The following is a 15775-nucleotide window of genomic DNA, read 5'->3' as shown; positions in this document are numbered from 1 at the left end:
GCTCTGCAAAAACATCCTGTTTTTGAAGGTCTCACAAGGGTTTACCGGGCAGCGGCGTCTTCGCATCGACCGATTGTGCATTGAAGATGACCCGTATCGACTTCTATGTTTTGGCCTCCGAGAATCCGGATGAGATTCAGAACTTTGCCTGCCGCCTGGCCGAGAAAGCATTCCGGAACGGTCTGCGTGTACTGATTGCTGTGGATAACGAAACGCAGGCCGCACAATTGGACGACCTGCTGTGGACTTACAGAGAAGACAGCTTCCTCCCCCACGCACCACAAAACCTCGATCAGCAGGCCGCGATTGAGATCAACAGCGGCGAAGATCCCGGCCAGCACCACGGGCTCCTGATCAACCTTTGTGCAGAGATTCCCAGTTGGTTCAGCCAGTTCGACCGGCTCGCCGAAATCGTCTGCCAACAACCGGATTCCCTCGCCCGCTCAAGAACGCGATACAGTCACTTTCGCGACAGGGGATATCCGTTACAATCCCATAAAATCGCCCATTGACCAGAGCCCGAGCCAAGCGCCATGTCCGGCCGAAAGAAGAATAGAAAGCACCGCCACGGCCAATCTCAGCCGCCGCACGAACTGCTCAGCGAACTCAACTCGCTGCACGAGCTGCTCGGCAGTGACATGGAAGCGGACATTCCTCTGCTGGATCAGGTGGCCAGCCCCAACGGCGGCCAAAAAACGACACCCCCGGCACCGAAACCTCAAGAGCCCCGCAAAGCCGGTGGCCCGCAGGTACACGCACCACTGGCCCCGCCACCGCCGCTGGAAGAAGCCGATCTGCCGATTCTGTTCAGCCCTATCGATGAAGAGCTGACCGAAGAGTACGCGCCAGCTCTCAGCGAAGCCGACAAGGCGCTGCTGCGCCCACTGCAGGACCTTCCACGCACGCCGGTCCGCGATATCGAAGAAGTCGTGCCCCCAACGGAAGCGCTGATTGAGCCGGAACCGGTTGCGGAAACAGTTCCCGAGAAGAAGGCTGAGGCCCGCGCGGAGTTCCAGCCGGGTCTGTTCGACGCGCCGCGCAAGCAGGCGGTGGCCAAGGAGGATTCAACGGACGAAAAACCTCCGGAATCACCCGATAAGCCGACTTCAGCCAGCTCCCACGCCACCGAAAAAGCACAGAAACCTGTGGAGAAGGCAGCGCCTGAAGGGAGCGCACCAGAAAAGGCGACAACGGCCCAACCCCCACTGGCCCGGGCGGCATCCGAAAACCCATTTCTGCCACCGCATATCCGCGCGCGTCTCACCGGTGGGCGCATCCCGAAACCGGAGCCAGAGCCTGCGGTAGAGGCGATGGATGCGACAGAGCCGCAGCCCGACGCCGAAGACACAGCGGTAGCAGCGCCAGAAGGTGAGCCCGGCATACGCGAGCAGCTGATCGAGCAATTGATGGCCGAACAGCTACCCGAACTGGAACGCCAGCTGCGCGCCAATATCACCGCCCTGGTCGACGAGATCTATCCGGAAGAAGATTGAGCCGTCAGCACCCCTACACCGCCTCATTGCACGACACTTTTGCCCTCTTCCACCCCAGCGGTATAATTCCGCCCCTTTTATTTATTCACTGCCCCCGGAAGCCATGGTGACCGGGCGGCCATCCCAGACAACGCAAGGCATTCCCCCGCGCATGGACAAGACATATCAGCCCAACGCCATCGAACAGCAGTGGTATAAAACCTGGGAAGAGAACGGCTATTTCAAGCCCTCCGGCGACACCCAGGCCGCCCCCTACTCCATCATGATTCCGCCGCCCAACGTGACCGGTAGCCTGCATATGGGCCACGGCTTCCAGGAATCCATCATGGACGCGCTGATCCGCTACCACCGCATGAAGGGCGACAACACCCTGTGGCAGGTGGGCACCGACCACGCCGGTATTGCCACCCAGATGGTGGTGGAGCGCCTGCTGGCCGCGGACGGCAAAAACCGTCACGAGCTGGGCCGCGACAAGTTCATCGAAAAAGTGTGGGAGTGGAAGGAAGAGTCCGGCGGCAACATCACCCGCCAGCTGCGTCGCCTCGGCGCCAGCCCGGACTGGTCCCGTGAGCGCTTCACCATGGACGACGGCTTCTACAAGGCGGTGCAGGAAGTGTTTATCCGCCTGTACGAAGACGACCTCATCTACCGCGGCAAGCGCCTGGTGAACTGGGATCCGAAACTGCACACCGCGATTTCCGATCTGGAAGTGTTGAATGAGGAAGAACAGGGCAGCCTGTGGCACTTCCGCTACCCGCTCACCGATGGTTCCGGCCACCTTGTGGTCGCCACCACCCGCCCGGAAACCATGCTCGGCGATACCGCCGTGGCGGTGCACCCGGAAGACGAGCGCTATAAGCACCTGATCGGCAAGACCATCACTCTGCCCCTGGCGAACCGTGAAATCCCGATCATCGCCGACGACTACGTGGATCTGGAATTCGGTACCGGCTGCGTGAAGATCACCCCGGCACACGATTTCAACGACTACGAAATGGGCCAGCGCCACGATCTGGAAATGATCAATATCCTGGACCAGGACGCCAACCTGAACGAAAACGTGCCGGAAAAATACCAGGGCATGGAGCGCTTTGCCGCGCGCAAGCAGGTGGTGGAAGACCTGGATGCCCTGGGCCTGCTGGAGAAAATCGAACCGCACACCTTAAAGGTTCCCCGTGGCGACCGCAGCGGTGTCGTCATCGAGCCCTGGCTCACGGATCAGTGGTACGTAAAAACCCAGCCGCTGGCAGACGAAGCCATCAAGGTGGTGGAAGACGGGCGCGTGGAGTTCGTGCCGAAGAATTACGAGAACATGTATTTCTCCTGGATGCGCGACATTCAGGACTGGTGTATCTCCCGTCAGCTGTGGTGGGGCCACCGCATCCCGGCCTGGTACGACAACGACGGCAAGGTCTACGTGGGCCGCAGCGAAGAAGAAGTACGGGAGAAGTACAACCTCGGCGAGATCGAACTGCGTCAGGATGAAGATGTACTCGACACCTGGTTCTCCTCCGGCCTGTGGACCTTCGGCACCCTCGGCTGGCCGGAACAAACCCCGGAGCTGGCGGCGTTCCACCCGACCTCGGTACTGGTTACCGGCTTCGACATCATCTTCTTCTGGGTCGCGCGTATGATGATGCTGACCCTCTACTTCAAAAAAGAAGTGCCGTTCAAGACCGTGTACGTACACGGTCTGGTGCGCGACAGCCAGGGCCAGAAGATGTCCAAATCCAAGGGCAACGTACTGGATCCTATCGACCTGATCGACGGTATCGACCTGGAAAGCCTGGTGACCAAACGCACCGCGGGCATGCAGGTGCCGCGCCTGCGCGAGAAGATTGAAAAGCAGACCCGCAAGGAGTTCCCGGAAGGTCTCGCCGCCTATGGCACCGACGCCCTGCGTTACACCTACTACTCGCTGGCCTCCACCGGTCGCGACATCAAGTTTGATGTGGGCCGGATTGAAGGCTTCCGCAACTTCTGCAACAAGATCTGGAACGCGTCCCGCTACGTGCTGCAGAACTGCGACGGCCACGACTGCGGACAGGACGGTAGCGAAGATTTCGAACTGAGCATTGCGGACCGCTGGATCATCTCTCAGCTGCAGCGCACCGAGATCTCGGTCAAGGAAGCCATCGAAAGTTACCGCTTCGACCTGGCCTCCCAGGCCCTGTACGATTTCGTGTGGAGCGAGTACTGCAGCTGGTATCTGGAACTGTCCAAGCCGGTCCTGTGGGACGACAACGCCAGCGATGCGATCAAGAAAGGCACTCGCCGTACCCTGATCCGCGTACTGGAAACCATCCTGCGCCTGGCCCACCCGCTGATGCCGTTTATTACCGAAGAAATCTGGCAGCGGGTAAAAGATCTGGCGGGCAAGGCCGGCGACACCATCATGCTGCAGCCCTACCCGGAAGCCAATGCGCACCGCATGGACGAAAATGCCGAAGCGGCGATCGCCTGGCTGAAGGATGTGATCGAAGGTGTGCGCAATATTCGCGGCGAGATGAATATTTCTCCGGCGAAAAAGATCCCACTGATTCTGCGCAACGGTTCCGAGCAGGACGAAAACCTGCTCAAGCAGACCCGCAGTCTGCTCACCAAACTGGCCAGCCTGGAATCCATCGACTGGCTGGCAGAAGGCGCTGAAGCACCGGCCTCCTCCACCGCCTTTGTGCGCGAACTGGAACTGCTGGTGCCCATGGCAGGCCTGATCGACGTGGAAGCGGAAAGCGCGCGGGTTCAGAAGGAGTTGGACAAGCTGGACAAAGACCTGAAACAGGTTGCCGGCAAACTGCAGAACCCGAACTTCGTGGATAAAGCACCGGAAGCGGTGGTGAACAAAGAGAAGCAGAGACTGGCGGATCTGGAAAGCACCCGTACGCGCTTTGTCGAGCAGCTGGAATCGCTGAAGAATCTGTAACCGGGTCGGTTGTTCCGCCGCAAGGCCCATGTGGAATGTTATGTAGGCATTTCCATGGGCCGTATATATTCCCGCCCGTCATCCCGGCCTTGAGCCGGGATCCAGAATTGCACGGTGCCCAAACTCAGTACTGGATACCGGCCTTCGCCGGTATGACGTCTTTAGGCTAAAGCCCTGCCATCAAGCGAAAGGCTTGTTATAGCGCTAAGGGCTTGTTATAGCGCTAAGGGCTTCGCCGCAAAATAATCCATCGAATACGCCACCCGCTCATCCACGTTTTTCTCCAACTTCTCCAGATCCATACCTTCGATATGTTCCAGGCGCGTGCGCAAGCCCACCCCATTGGCAATCTGGATCGCGAGCCCGGGGCGCGCATTGGCTTCCAGTAGCAGCGGCCCGCGTTTGCGGTCCAGCACGATATCGCAGCCGAGGTAGCCAAGCCCGGTCATTTCGTAGCAGCTGGCCGCCAGGCGCACCAGCTCTTTCCAGTCCGGCACCTCCAGATCGGCGAAGGGCATCTGGGTATCCGGGTGAATCTCCACCCGCATCCCCCGCTGCACCGCGTGGGCAGCCTTGCCCGTGGCGAGATCCACGCCCACCCCCACTGCGCCCTGGTGCAGATTGGCTTTTCCGTCGGAATCGTGGGTGGAGCAACGCAACATGGCCATGACCGGGTAGCCGCGGAAAACGATCACACGGATATCCGGCACCCCCTCAAACGAGTACTTGTCGAAGACAGGGTCGAAATCCACCAGCGCCTCGATCATTACCCGGTCGGGCTTACCGCCAAGGCTGTAGAGACCACTGTGGATATTGCTCACATGGCGCTGGATATCCAGGGCAGTGACCTTGCTGCCCGAGGGTTTTCGATATTCATCACCGTCGCGGCCGACAATCACCAGAATGCCCTTTCCACCGGAACCGCGGGCCGGTTTGATCACGAATTTTTCCAGCGGCTCGATGACCTCCATCACCCGCTTGCGGCTGGGCTGGGTCTCGAAGGCGGCAATCAGTTCCGGGACGGGAATCCGGTAGCGCTTGGCCTGGCGCTTGGTGTTGAGCTTGTCGTCGACGATGGGGTATTTATCGCGATCGTTGTAGCGCGCAATGTAGTGCACATTACGCGCATTCATGCCCAGTACGCCGAGCTTCCGCAGCGAAAAAGGCGAGACCAGGCCACCGCGAAAAAAAGTCGGCAGATGCATCAGCGCACCAGCTGGCGGAACCGCGCCAGTTCACCGAGGCGGTAACCGGTATAGTTACCGACGATCATGATAAAGCCGAGCAGCACCAGTAACAGCTCGGGGAAATTGAAGGTCCAGTGCTCGATGTAGCGGTTGGTCATCACCCACCAGGCGATCACCGCCACCAGCAGACTGCCCCCGGCCTGCACCACTACCTCATAGGGGCCGTCCTCTTCCCACACAATAGACATGCGCTCGATGGTCCAGGCAAGAATAATCATCGGGAAGAAGGTCACCGTCAGCGCCTGCTCGATGCCGAGCTTGTAACTCACCACACTGATGGCACCCATCAGAATCACCACCGTGACCACCACGGCGGCGATCCTCGCCACAAGGAGCAGGTTGAGCCGGCTCAGATAGAAGCGGATCCACAGGCCGAGAATCAGAATCAGCACGAAAATAGCGAGACCGGTGAACAGCTGTGTCTCGATAAACGCAATGGCCAGCAGCACCGGCATAAAGGTGCCCGATGTGCGCAGCCCCACAAACACCCGCAGCAGCACCACCACCAGCGCGCCCACCGGCACCAGCAGGATCAGTTTGAAGATACTCTGCTGTTCGATAGGCAGGCTGTAGATGGAAAAATCCACCAGGGCTTCTTTTTCCTGGCTGGTACTCAGCATGGCCACGTCGCGGGCCGGTACATCATTGGAAATCACCGAGAAGGTCACGCCAGAGTTGCGGCCGCCTTCCACATCCAGCAGGCTCTTGCCACCGCGCTGCCAGATAAAGAAATTCTTCGGCACGCCCGGTGAGCCGCTCTGCGGCTCGAACACTATCCAGCGCTCACCGTCGTAGATTTCCAGCAGGTCTTCCGGATCCAAGCGGCGGCGGTCGTCTTCCAGATACAAACCGCGAATACGGTGCGCCGGGATATCTGCAGCGGCCAGCACCAGTAGTGCCACATCCACATACGAGCGATTTTTGTAGTACCCGAAGATCAGATTGCTGTCCTGATTGCGGTTATCGCTCAGTGCGGTGAGCAGCTCCGAGGTAAAGGTGCTGGTATCAGAGGAGCGTTCGCGCGCGCTGCCGACCAGGGAGTAGATAGCCTGACGTACCGCTTCCTGCTCAGCGGCACTGAGCAGCGGTTTGACCACCTCAGTGCTGAGATCCAGCGGCTGTTCCAGAGCGGCACCCGGTGTCTGGTGCACATCCAGTTGGTAGAAAAGCGACTGCACGCCGCTGGCCTGGCGTTTGGCCCAGACCGCGCGATACTCGTCGTCTTCGCTAATGATATTGAAACCGTAGCCGGAAGAGCTGAAGGTTTCTCCTAGGACTTCCATATTGCGCTGTTCCCGGGGCAGAGTCAGCGCTGCCTTGGCGGGGCCGCTATCGGCATTGAAGCGCACCTTGGCCTCGATCGTCCAGACGGTGCGGTATTCCCCGGGCAATAGCGGGAAGCCCAGTTCGACATTTTTGTAGATGGTTAGGCCGGCGCCCATCAGGGCGAGTATCGCGGCGAGAATATAGACCTGAGCCCGTGGCGACATTCGCCATTCCCCGTTTCAAAATGGATTGCAGCTTTTGGCCGCGTATTTTGCCGATTACTGCGCGTTCTGCCAGTAACGGCGCCACATTTCCGAGGTTTCGTGTTTACTTGCCAACCGCCGGTGCGGTGCCGTTGCCCTGCACCAGTTTGCGGCTCACATCCACCACTGCGGCATCTTTGAGAAAGTTGCGCCCCACCAGAAGCGGAAACTCAAACTCCCCCCGCTCCACCAGGTTGACTTCCACCATGTGGGTCACCTCACCGATGGAAAGACTCATATTCACGACCGGTCGGCGCTGGCGCTCGAACCCCGGGCGCGCCACCCGCACATGGCGCTTGATGGGCAGCTCGATTTTCAGTGGCTCTGCATCGCCACCATCAGAGAGGTTGAAGCGCACCCAGTCGTTACCGTCGCGCTCGAACGGTGTCATATCACTGACGCTCAGGGAGCAGGTTGCAGCCCCGGTATCCACCAGCGCCTTCAGGCGCAAAGCGCCGGGCTCGATGACGAAATACTCTTCCGACCCCAACACCAGCTTGTCTTTGGCCACCGGTACTTCGACGATCGTCTCGAACTTGCGCTCGATCACCCGCTCCACCACTTTGACTTCGGGCTCGGCACACACCACCGCTTCAACCGGCGGGCACTGACCGGTTGCATCGGGAGCCGCCTGGGCCGGGGGCGTTTCCTCAAACACATTGGGCGATTCCGGGGGAGCTGGTTGCGACAGGCGCAGCGTCTCACAACCGGCGAGCAGCTGAACAAGCAGCAACAGGGAAATACAAGGCAAAAACCGCATCTGTTCTTATTACTACCTTAGGGCGCGGGGTTGGCCCTTTGCACTGTTATCAAGTAATCCTGGCGGTATGGCAACGGGTACTCCATGTACCCTGAATTTTGCAAAGCCCGGATATTACCTTATCCACTTCACAACTGCACCGGGGGCCCCATCACCCTTTTTCAGTGTTGTGGCGTACAGATGAGGAACAGGGTAGCCGCTAAACGGCGAGACGCGATGGTACCAACTGGTCACAACGAATCAAGCGACAATCGGCGAAACCCGGCGCGGAAGGGACTCAGCCGCGAACCAGTCGCTCGTCAATTTCAGTCAGCTTGGCAACCAGAGCCGCCCCCGTCTGGCTGCTACCGCGGAAGTGTTCCTCGGCCATAGGCGCAATGCCACACTGCTGCGGCAAGGGCTGCTCAAACTCCACCAGATGACTCATACGCGTGAGAAACACGAACTGCAGCCACTGCGGAAACGTCAGGGTATCTACACAAAAAGGCTGGGTGCTGGCCAGGGCTTCGGCACTAGGCGGAGTGTCTTCCCACAGGTCCAGTGCGCGCAACTCCGCCTCGAGCTCCAGCAACAGTGTAGCGATGTCCGAATAAATGGATTTCATAACAAAACAAATCTAGTTGATGGCGCGTCGAAACGGCGGCAGTGAGTCCAGCATGGCGCGGCCATAGCGCTTGGTGACAATTCTCCGGTCCAGCAGCGTGATCGTGCCGCTGTCTTTCTCGGTGCGCAGCAGGCGGCCACAGGCCTGCACCAGCTTCAGGGCGGCATCCGGCACCGTGATCTGCATGAACGAATTGCCACCCTTGGCCTCAATCCACTCCGCCAGCGCCGCTTCAATCGGATCATCCGGCACCGCAAAGGGTAGCTTGGCAATGATTACATGGCGGCAGTAGTTCCCGGGTAAATCGAGGCCTTCGGCAAAACTGGCGAGGCCGAACAGCACACTGCGTCCGCCCTTGTCGACACTTTTCTTATGACTGTCCAGCAATTGCTGGCGGGATTGCTGCCCCTGCATCAGGATGCGGTTGCGCCAGGTACCCGGCAGGGATTCATAGACGGTTTCCATCTGCCGCCGCGACGCAAACAGCACCAGGGCCCCGCCCTCCTCCTCCGAATCCAGCAGCGCCGGAAGCGCCTCGATCACCGCATCGGTGTGCAGATCCGCATTGTTGGCCTCCACCGCATCTCTTGGCACGCGCAATTCCGCGCGGGAGAAATCAAACGGGCTGGGGACAACCTCGTAGCTGGCGTTATCCGGGGTACCGGCGCGCATCTTGAGGCGGTCAAAACGTCCCAGCGCCGTCAGTGTGGCGGAGGTCAGTACGGCGCCGTAACAGCGGCGCCACAGGCTGTATTCCAGGGTTTTACCGGCGAGAATGGGCGAGCTGCACACTTCAAAATCAAAGGAACCACCCCAGTCCACCAGAGTGATCCAGCGCGCCTGGGGCACAGAGCCCTGATCCTCTCTTGAATAATTGGCCCACAGTTGCAGGTTGGCCTCGGCGCGGCCGTGCCAGCCACCGAGTACCGGATACCAGCGCTCCAGATCCACAATCGGCACCGGGCTATGGGCATCTTCCATCATGCGCTGGACCACCTGCACCATCTTGCCCAGCAGCGCCTCCATCTCGTCGAAATCCTCGCGCAGCTGGTCGGCGATCTGCATCAGGGACTCCGGCACCACGCCGCCTTCAAAGCGGTGGCGGGCACTGCGGGACTGCTGGCCGCCGCGGCCGCGCTCCTCCTCGAATTCACACAGATCTTCGATCAGCGGCCAGGCCATTTCCAGCTTCTGCTTGGCGGAGGTGAAGAGTGCCGGAAGGTCCTCACCGGCGCGATCCAGCTCGCCACCATCGCCAATCTCCCCCAGCAGCTGGCTCAGATTCTTATTGGCCTGATCCAGCCAGCCAGTGGTGGCGCCGACACGACTGTGGTGGGCAAAGTGATTGAGCGCCTTGTCCGGCAGGTGGTGCGCCTCGTCCAGTACATAGATGGAATCTTCCGGCGCCGGCAGAATCGCGCCGCCCCCCAGGGCCAGGTCCGCCAGCAGCAGGTCGTGGTTGGCAACGATTACGCGGCTCTTGCCGAGGCTCTCGCGGGCGCGGAAGAAGCTGCAGCCGCTGACATGGGGACAGCGGCGGCCGCTGCACTGGCGGTGGTCGGTGGTGACCCGGCTCCAGTCCTCCCCTTCCAGGGTGTCTTTCCAGTTGTCGCGGTCGCCATCCCAGCCTCCACTGGCCAGCTCGTCGGCCATTTCCCGATAGAGTTTGATCCCGGCCTCATCCACCTGGGGCTTTTCGTCTTCGTACAGTGCCAGGGAGGCACCGACACCACTGGAGGTAAGCTCGGTGAGCAACTGGTCCAGTTTTGACAGGCACAGATATCGCCCGCGCCCCTTGGCGAGGGCAACGTCGAACTTGAGACCCGAGTGGCGCACCAGCTCCGGCAGGTCTTTGAGGATGATCTGTTCCTGCAGGGCCACGGTCGCCGTGGACACCACCAGGGTTTTGTCGTGCGCGATGGCCATGGGAATGGCCGCCAACAGGTAGGAAACGGTTTTACCGGTACCGGTGCCGGCCTCGACCACGCAGATATGCTGGCCGTCGGTCTTGCTGTGATCGCGTTCGCCGGCACCGTTGCGCTCGATACCGCCCAACGCACGGGCAATGGCCGCAATCATCAGTTTCTGGCCGTAGCGGGCTTTCAGCTCGCGGCCGTTGAGAAACTGACGATAGGCAGTCTGGATGGATTCTTTGTCTTTATCGCTGAGCACTGGGGACCGGCTGAACCTACAAATGATGGGGAAATCAGCCGGCCATTATCCACGCTTGCTCAAGGGAGCGCCAATCGGCTTTCGGCTCACTGTTCAAAAGCGAGACGGGAAACCACCGGATTGGCGTAGCCCTGGATGGCCTTATCCCGCCAGCGCTCGTCTATGGCGGCCATACGCTGCTCGAACTGGGCGCGGATCTCCTGATGCTCGTCCGGGTGCCAGGGCTTGGGGGGATACCCCACCGGCACCTGTGGCGCCTCTCCGTAAATCATCTGATAGGCGATGAGATTGGTGGGGTGCAGCACATAATTGCCGATAATCTGACGATCGATCTCGTCGGCGAGCGCCGCCACGTCATTGAAGTCCTTTTCAATCGGGGTACCGAAGGCGGCATGGACATGTCCCTTCTTGCCCACAACCCCTTTACCGATGCTACCCAGATCCTCGTGGGCTTCCTTCTGATATTCGTCCTTGTGCTCCTTGATATAGAGCTCCCGCGCCTTGTAGCGATCACAGGGATCCCACTCGTAGGAAATGGATAGGGGCACAATATGCAGTTCCCGCCAGAAATCGGCGAACGGCTGCTCCTTGGGCTTGGCCATGGCGAACATTGCCGCCAGCGCCGGGTTGGTGCGGTCCAGCCCGTCTTTGGCACGGCCGGCACGCTGGGCGATCCACACGTGCTCATTGTCGTTGACGATGGAGTGGTGGATGTAGTTCGACAGGGTGGTCGCGGCCATCAGCTTCTCCCGGCGGCTGCCGGAACTGCGTTTCACCACAAAACACTTGTTGAGCTTCATGATATCGGTGGCAAACTGCTTGGACAGCAGATTGTCACCAATCGCGATGCGAGAGGTCTCGTGCCCTTCCTTGAACATGGCGAGAATCGCCAGCGCCGGGTCCATGGCAATGTCCCGGTGATTACTGACAAACAGACAGGCGCGATCTCGCGGCAGAGTATCCAGACCGGAAATGGTCAGCCCACAGCTGGTGCGGTTGACCGCTTTTTCCAGATACTTGGCGATCACCTCCTGTACACCGCGCACATCCCTGGCATTGCGAAACTCAAAGCGCACAAACTGGCGTACCAGCCAGGCAAGGGGGCGCTCCAGCTTGCTGGCCGCGCCGGGAAGGAGGGAATGGGCCACAACCCGGGACATTTCCGGATCTTCTACCAGGCGGCGCAGTACCGCGCGCACCTCGTCGTCCCGGTAGGGGCGAATTTCATCAAACAGACTGGGGTCGATATTTCTCGCATTCATGGAGTAGTGCTACCTGCCAACTTCAGCGCGCCGAGGATTCGGGCCCGCCACGCTCTGGCGCTTTCTTATTTTGGCCCAGTGCGCGCCCCCCGATACCAGTTTCGGGGATTGCCGGGCGAAACCGGCGCAGAACATACCGGATGCGGCGACGAACTGCCAGCGCCAACGCCGACTCCCGGGTAACCCGCGCCTGTTTACCACTGCCGACCTCACCGGCATCACTATAGACATATGGGAATCCGCCCCCGAGAATAGGCCGCTTTATAACAAGAAACTGACCTGGCTCCCCGGTCACAAGCTGGGAGTCGGATACTTGCCTGCCACTAGGAGACTGCCTTGAGTCACACCAGTTCCAGCGAGTCGCACCACGACTCCCGTACCCCCAGTTTGCTGGATGCCCTGATCCCGCTCCTGATCCTGATCGCCCTGCTGTCCCTGTCGGTCTTTTTCTACGGCGCAGATTCCTCCTACGGCCCCAATCAGATTGCCCTGCTGCTGTGTGCCGGGGTCGCCGCACTCGTGGGCATGAAAAACGGTTTTACCTGGAAGGAAATGGAAGGCGGCATGCTGCACGGCATGAGTCTGGTGTTTGGCGCCATCCTGATTTTGCTGGCGGTGGGCGCGCTGATCGGCAGCTGGATTCTCGCCGGCACCGTGCCGTCGATGATCTATTACGGGGTACAGATGCTGTCTCCCCAGTGGTTCTACGCCGCCAGCTGTATTATCTGTGCCATTGTCGGCCTGAGTATTGGCTCCAGTTGGACCACCGCGGGCACCCTCGGCGTCGCCTTGATGGGTATTGCTGCGGCCCTCGGCCTGAACCCGGCAATTACCGCCGGCGCGGTGATCTCCGGCGCCTACTTCGGCGACAAGATGTCGCCGCTTTCCGATACCACCAATGTGGCCGCCGCAGTCACCTCCAACGACCTGTTCCTGCACATCCGCCATATGCTGTGGACCACCATCCCGGCTTTCACCATCGCTCTGGTCGTGTTTGCGGTCATCGGACTCAGCTCCAATACCGGCCACGCTTCCGCGGAAGACATCCAGACCCTGCTGGGAGCCCTGCAGGAAGAGTTCAGCATATCGATCGTCAGTATGTTGCCACTGGTGCTTTTGCTCGCCATGGCGTGGAAGAAAGTACCCGCTTACCCGACGCTGATTATCGGCGCGCTGGTTGGCTGTATGATCGCGATGATTTTCGAACCCAACGCTACCCGTCAGCTGGCCGGCGGTGAAGGGCCACTGAGCTTGCTGAAAGGCGCCTGGCACAGTCTGTTCGATGGTTATAAATCCACCTCCAGTAACGAAGCGGTGGCTTCACTGCTGTCCAAGGGCGGCATGAGCAGCATGCTCAACACCATCTGGCTGATTATTTCCGCCATGGCGTTCGGCGGTGTCATGGAGCGCGCCGGTTTCCTGGAGCGCATTGTCAACTGGGCTCTGTCTGGTGTGAAAACCGTGGGTAGCCTGATCACCTCTACGGTACTCACCTGCTTCGGCATGAATGCCGCCGCAGGCGACCAGTACATGGCGATCATCATTCCCGGTCGTATGTTCCGCGAAGCCTTTGAAGGTAAAGGGCTGCACGGCCTCAACCTGTCGCGCACCCTGGAAGACTCCGGCACCATCACCTCGGTACTCATCCCCTGGAATACCTGCGGTGCCTACATGAGCGCCACCCTGGGTATCGCCACCTTTACCTATGCCCCCTTCGCCCTGTTCAATATCATCTGTCCACTGCTCGCCATCGCCTATGGCTGGCTGCACTTCAAGCAGATGCCACTGGGCGCACAGCAACCCCTACAAGATGCAGAAAAAGCCTGAAGTATCCGATGGCCAACACCCTGACCGACCTGATTACCGATGCGGATTTTGATCTGCGCTGGTTCGACCTGGGGCGCCGGGTGCGCCCTGTTTCCAGAAAAGCCGCGCAAGCGTTTGAGGATGGTGCCAGCCCCTGGCCGCACCCCTATCTGCGCCAGGCCTGGTGCGGACTGCTGCTGACCCCGCGACGCACTGAAAATGAAAACAGCGCCGACGAACCCGCCGTGTGGTTCCTGCGCCTGCCACTGGATGAGCAGGGCAAACTGCTGTTGCCAATCCGCGATCGTTTCCTGCGAGCGCTGCACCAGGCATTGCACCCTGCCAACGAGGCGGCAAGTAACGGTCAGGCCCCCGCCAAGGCACTGCAACAGGCACTGGAAAACAGCGGGCTGATGTTTACGCCGGCAACCGACAAGCGGGCGGTGTTTCACGCGCAAGCGGCAAAGCTACTCGGGCACCCGCCCAGTAACCACTATCCCGCCGCCAAGGCCTACGCCAAAGATCCCGCTGCGTTTCCCTGGGAGCAGCTGGCACTGCAGGGGCTGGCAGATCTGGCGGTGCGCTGGGACAAAGAGCAGGAAAACCTGGCGGCAAACCTCACTCGCTTCGCCGCACCAGCACTTATTTCCCTCAGTCAGGGCTTTGAAAGCGAAGCCATTGAACACCAGCTGGTGGAACCACTGATTGCCCGAGCCAGGCAATCTCTGGAGTCCGATACACCGGATTTCGCCCTGGTGATTGCGGTGATTCGCGGTATCTCCCACAGCCCGGCAACGGGAATGCGGCAGCAGTTTCTACGCTGGATTCTGCAGCAGAACCCCGCTGGAGCCGCCACCCAGCCGGAAGTACTCGCGGCAATTGGCAGCCGCTGCAACGAGGATCTGTCGCAAGCGGTGCTGGCCAAAAGCTGGCTGGAACGCCTCAGCGCAAGCCAGCCCCAGGAAACCTTCAACCTGCTGCTGAGCGACCTGCTGTTCCTTCCGCAATTGCGCAATGTGCTGCTGGGGGTATTGCGCGACCCACAGCGTCAGGAATCGGTGGCCCTTTCGTTCGGCCGGTTTTTGCAATCCGGAACCTGAGCCACCGTCGATTCCTCTCTCCCGCCCGGAAAATGAATGTCCCACAGAGCGCGCACCTGGTGCGCGCGTGAAAAAATGCGCGAAAATCGACGGGTGAAAACCAGTCCTTCCCCAGCCCCTGCCCAGCCAACCAGTATTTTCTGGCGCCGCCTTCTTCGCGAATTCCGCTCAAAGAAGGAAAAAAAATTCTTTTTCACTTTACTGAAAAAAAATAATACCCACTCTGCAATGATGCAGTGTGGCTGTTAAACGTAATTTGGCGTTTAACCCTTTAAATTCAGGCCCACTGGGACGACAAACTGGCGGCGTTTTTATCCTGAATTCACCTGTGGCGGCTATTTTAACCGCGCGCCTATTACACTCCATTGGGCGGTATGTTTGTAGAAAAGATTTTTACAAAGCACACCAAACAGGTGACGTTTTATTGTCTATGCTATTGACTAACATCAACGGAAAGGAGTTAGGGGATGAATTTCACTCCAGCCAAGTACTTAACCGGAATTATTTGTGCACTGGTCCTCGCAGGTTGTTGTGCACCGGCTCCGATGCCGGCCGCCTGCCCTCCAGGATCAGAGCAAATTCCGACTTCCATGGCTTGTCCTGCGGACGCGGATTGCTGGATGGCATCCGATAATGTTCGCTGTATGAAAGTGGTTAAATAATCACTCTCTGACAGGTTCATGCAAATGCCGCTTTTCGAAGCGGCATTTTGCATTCTGGATCCCGAAAAATCACGCCCGCGATTTCCTGCACCCTCCGTTACCAGCCCTCCGCGCCCCAAAGGCGATCCACTACCAGAGCACCATTTTTGTAACAGGTTGCTGTTTTCCTGCACCTGAATTGCACAGGTATTCCCAATCTGCGCCGCACTGGCCGCGA

11 protein-coding genes are annotated in these 15775 nt (G+C 59.5%); 5 read left to right on the top strand and 6 right to left on the bottom strand.

Annotation, left to right across the window (positions count from 1 at the left end):
- Nucleotides 1–86 precede the first annotated feature (86 nt).
- From LRR79_RS08285 to LRR79_RS08275, 3 genes are all read left to right on the top strand, one after another.
- On the top strand, nt 87–512 hold the full coding sequence (locus LRR79_RS08285) for a DNA polymerase III subunit chi (RefSeq protein ID WP_231760002.1): 426 nt from the start codon (nt 87–89) through the stop codon (nt 510–512).
- Between the two features lie 21 nt (nt 513–533).
- Nucleotides 534–1493 (top strand): hypothetical protein, encoded by a 960-nt coding sequence (locus tag LRR79_RS08280; RefSeq protein WP_231759884.1) that lies wholly within the window; start codon nt 534–536, stop codon nt 1491–1493.
- A 151-nt stretch (nt 1494–1644) separates the two neighbouring features.
- Nucleotides 1645–4416, top strand: coding sequence for a valine--tRNA ligase (locus tag LRR79_RS08275; protein WP_231759883.1), 2772 nt, complete (start codon nt 1645–1647; stop codon nt 4414–4416).
- A 215-nt stretch (nt 4417–4631) separates the two neighbouring features.
- On the opposite strand, the gene LRR79_RS08270 is transcribed toward LRR79_RS08275, so the two are convergent.
- The 6 genes from LRR79_RS08270 to LRR79_RS08245 all read right to left on the bottom strand — a co-directional run bounded on the left by LRR79_RS08270 (nt 4632) and on the right by LRR79_RS08245 (nt 11990).
- Complete coding sequence (locus LRR79_RS08270; protein ID WP_231759882.1) at nt 4632–5621, bottom strand: alpha-L-glutamate ligase-like protein; 990 nt, start codon at nt 5619–5621, stop codon at nt 4632–4634.
- Nucleotides 5621–7153, bottom strand: coding sequence for an inactive transglutaminase family protein (locus tag LRR79_RS08265; protein ID WP_231759881.1), 1533 nt, complete (start codon nt 7151–7153; stop codon nt 5621–5623). Before LRR79_RS08265 ends, LRR79_RS08270 begins: the two co-directional genes overlap by 1 nt.
- Nucleotides 7154–7256: 103 nt before the next feature.
- Nucleotides 7257–7952, bottom strand: a complete 696-nt coding sequence (locus LRR79_RS08260; protein ID WP_231759880.1) for an ATP-dependent zinc protease family protein — start codon at nt 7950–7952, stop codon at nt 7257–7259.
- 277 nt (nt 7953–8229) lie between these two features.
- Complete coding sequence (locus LRR79_RS08255; protein ID WP_231759879.1) at nt 8230–8556, bottom strand: YqcC family protein; 327 nt, start codon at nt 8554–8556, stop codon at nt 8230–8232.
- 12 nt (nt 8557–8568) lie between these two features.
- On the bottom strand, nt 8569–10728 hold the full coding sequence (gene dinG / locus LRR79_RS08250) for an ATP-dependent DNA helicase DinG (protein ID WP_231759878.1): 2160 nt from the start codon (nt 10726–10728) through the stop codon (nt 8569–8571).
- An 86-nt stretch (nt 10729–10814) separates the two neighbouring features.
- Complete coding sequence (locus LRR79_RS08245) at nt 10815–11990, bottom strand: 1-acyl-sn-glycerol-3-phosphate acyltransferase (RefSeq protein WP_231759877.1); 1176 nt, start codon at nt 11988–11990, stop codon at nt 10815–10817.
- Nucleotides 11991–12326: 336 nt separating this feature from the next.
- Between LRR79_RS08245 and nhaC the strand changes: the two genes are divergently transcribed.
- Both nhaC and LRR79_RS08235 read left to right on the top strand, forming a co-directional pair.
- Nucleotides 12327–13817 (top strand): Na+/H+ antiporter NhaC, encoded by a 1491-nt coding sequence (gene nhaC, locus LRR79_RS08240; RefSeq protein WP_231759876.1) that lies wholly within the window; start codon nt 12327–12329, stop codon nt 13815–13817.
- Nucleotides 13818–13825: 8 nt separating this feature from the next.
- Nucleotides 13826–14896, top strand: coding sequence for a DUF3549 family protein (locus LRR79_RS08235; protein ID WP_231759875.1), 1071 nt, complete (start codon nt 13826–13828; stop codon nt 14894–14896).
- Nucleotides 14897–15775: the final 879 nt, after the last annotated feature.

This window comes from Microbulbifer elongatus (genome assembly GCF_021165935.1).
In the GTDB taxonomy this organism is placed as follows: domain Bacteria; phylum Pseudomonadota; class Gammaproteobacteria; order Pseudomonadales; family Cellvibrionaceae; genus Microbulbifer; species Microbulbifer elongatus.
Note: the sequence above shows the minus strand (reverse complement) of the source record. Positions and strands in the feature narration are given on the sequence as shown.

What these genes read in the sequence shown, in the direction of transcription:
- LRR79_RS08285 (WP_231760002.1), top strand. Translation starts at nt 87, where the DNA reads ATGACCCGTATCGACTTCTATGTTTTGGCCTCCGAGAATCCGGATGAG.
- LRR79_RS08280 (WP_231759884.1), top strand. Translation starts at nt 534, where the DNA reads ATGTCCGGCCGAAAGAAGAATAGAAAGCACCGCCACGGCCAATCTCAG.
- LRR79_RS08275 (WP_231759883.1), top strand. Translation starts at nt 1,645, where the DNA reads ATGGACAAGACATATCAGCCCAACGCCATCGAACAGCAGTGGTATAAA.
- LRR79_RS08270 (WP_231759882.1), bottom strand. Translation starts at nt 5,621, where the DNA reads ATGCATCTGCCGACTTTTTTTCGCGGTGGCCTGGTCTCGCCTTTTTCG.
- LRR79_RS08265 (WP_231759881.1), bottom strand. Translation starts at nt 7,153, where the DNA reads ATGTCGCCACGGGCTCAGGTCTATATTCTCGCCGCGATACTCGCCCTG.
- LRR79_RS08260 (WP_231759880.1), bottom strand. Translation starts at nt 7,952, where the DNA reads ATGCGGTTTTTGCCTTGTATTTCCCTGTTGCTGCTTGTTCAGCTGCTC.
- LRR79_RS08255 (WP_231759879.1), bottom strand. Translation starts at nt 8,556, where the DNA reads ATGAAATCCATTTATTCGGACATCGCTACACTGTTGCTGGAGCTCGAG.
- LRR79_RS08245 (WP_231759877.1), bottom strand. Translation starts at nt 11,990, where the DNA reads ATGAATGCGAGAAATATCGACCCCAGTCTGTTTGATGAAATTCGCCCC.
- LRR79_RS08235 (WP_231759875.1), top strand. Translation starts at nt 13,826, where the DNA reads ATGGCCAACACCCTGACCGACCTGATTACCGATGCGGATTTTGATCTG.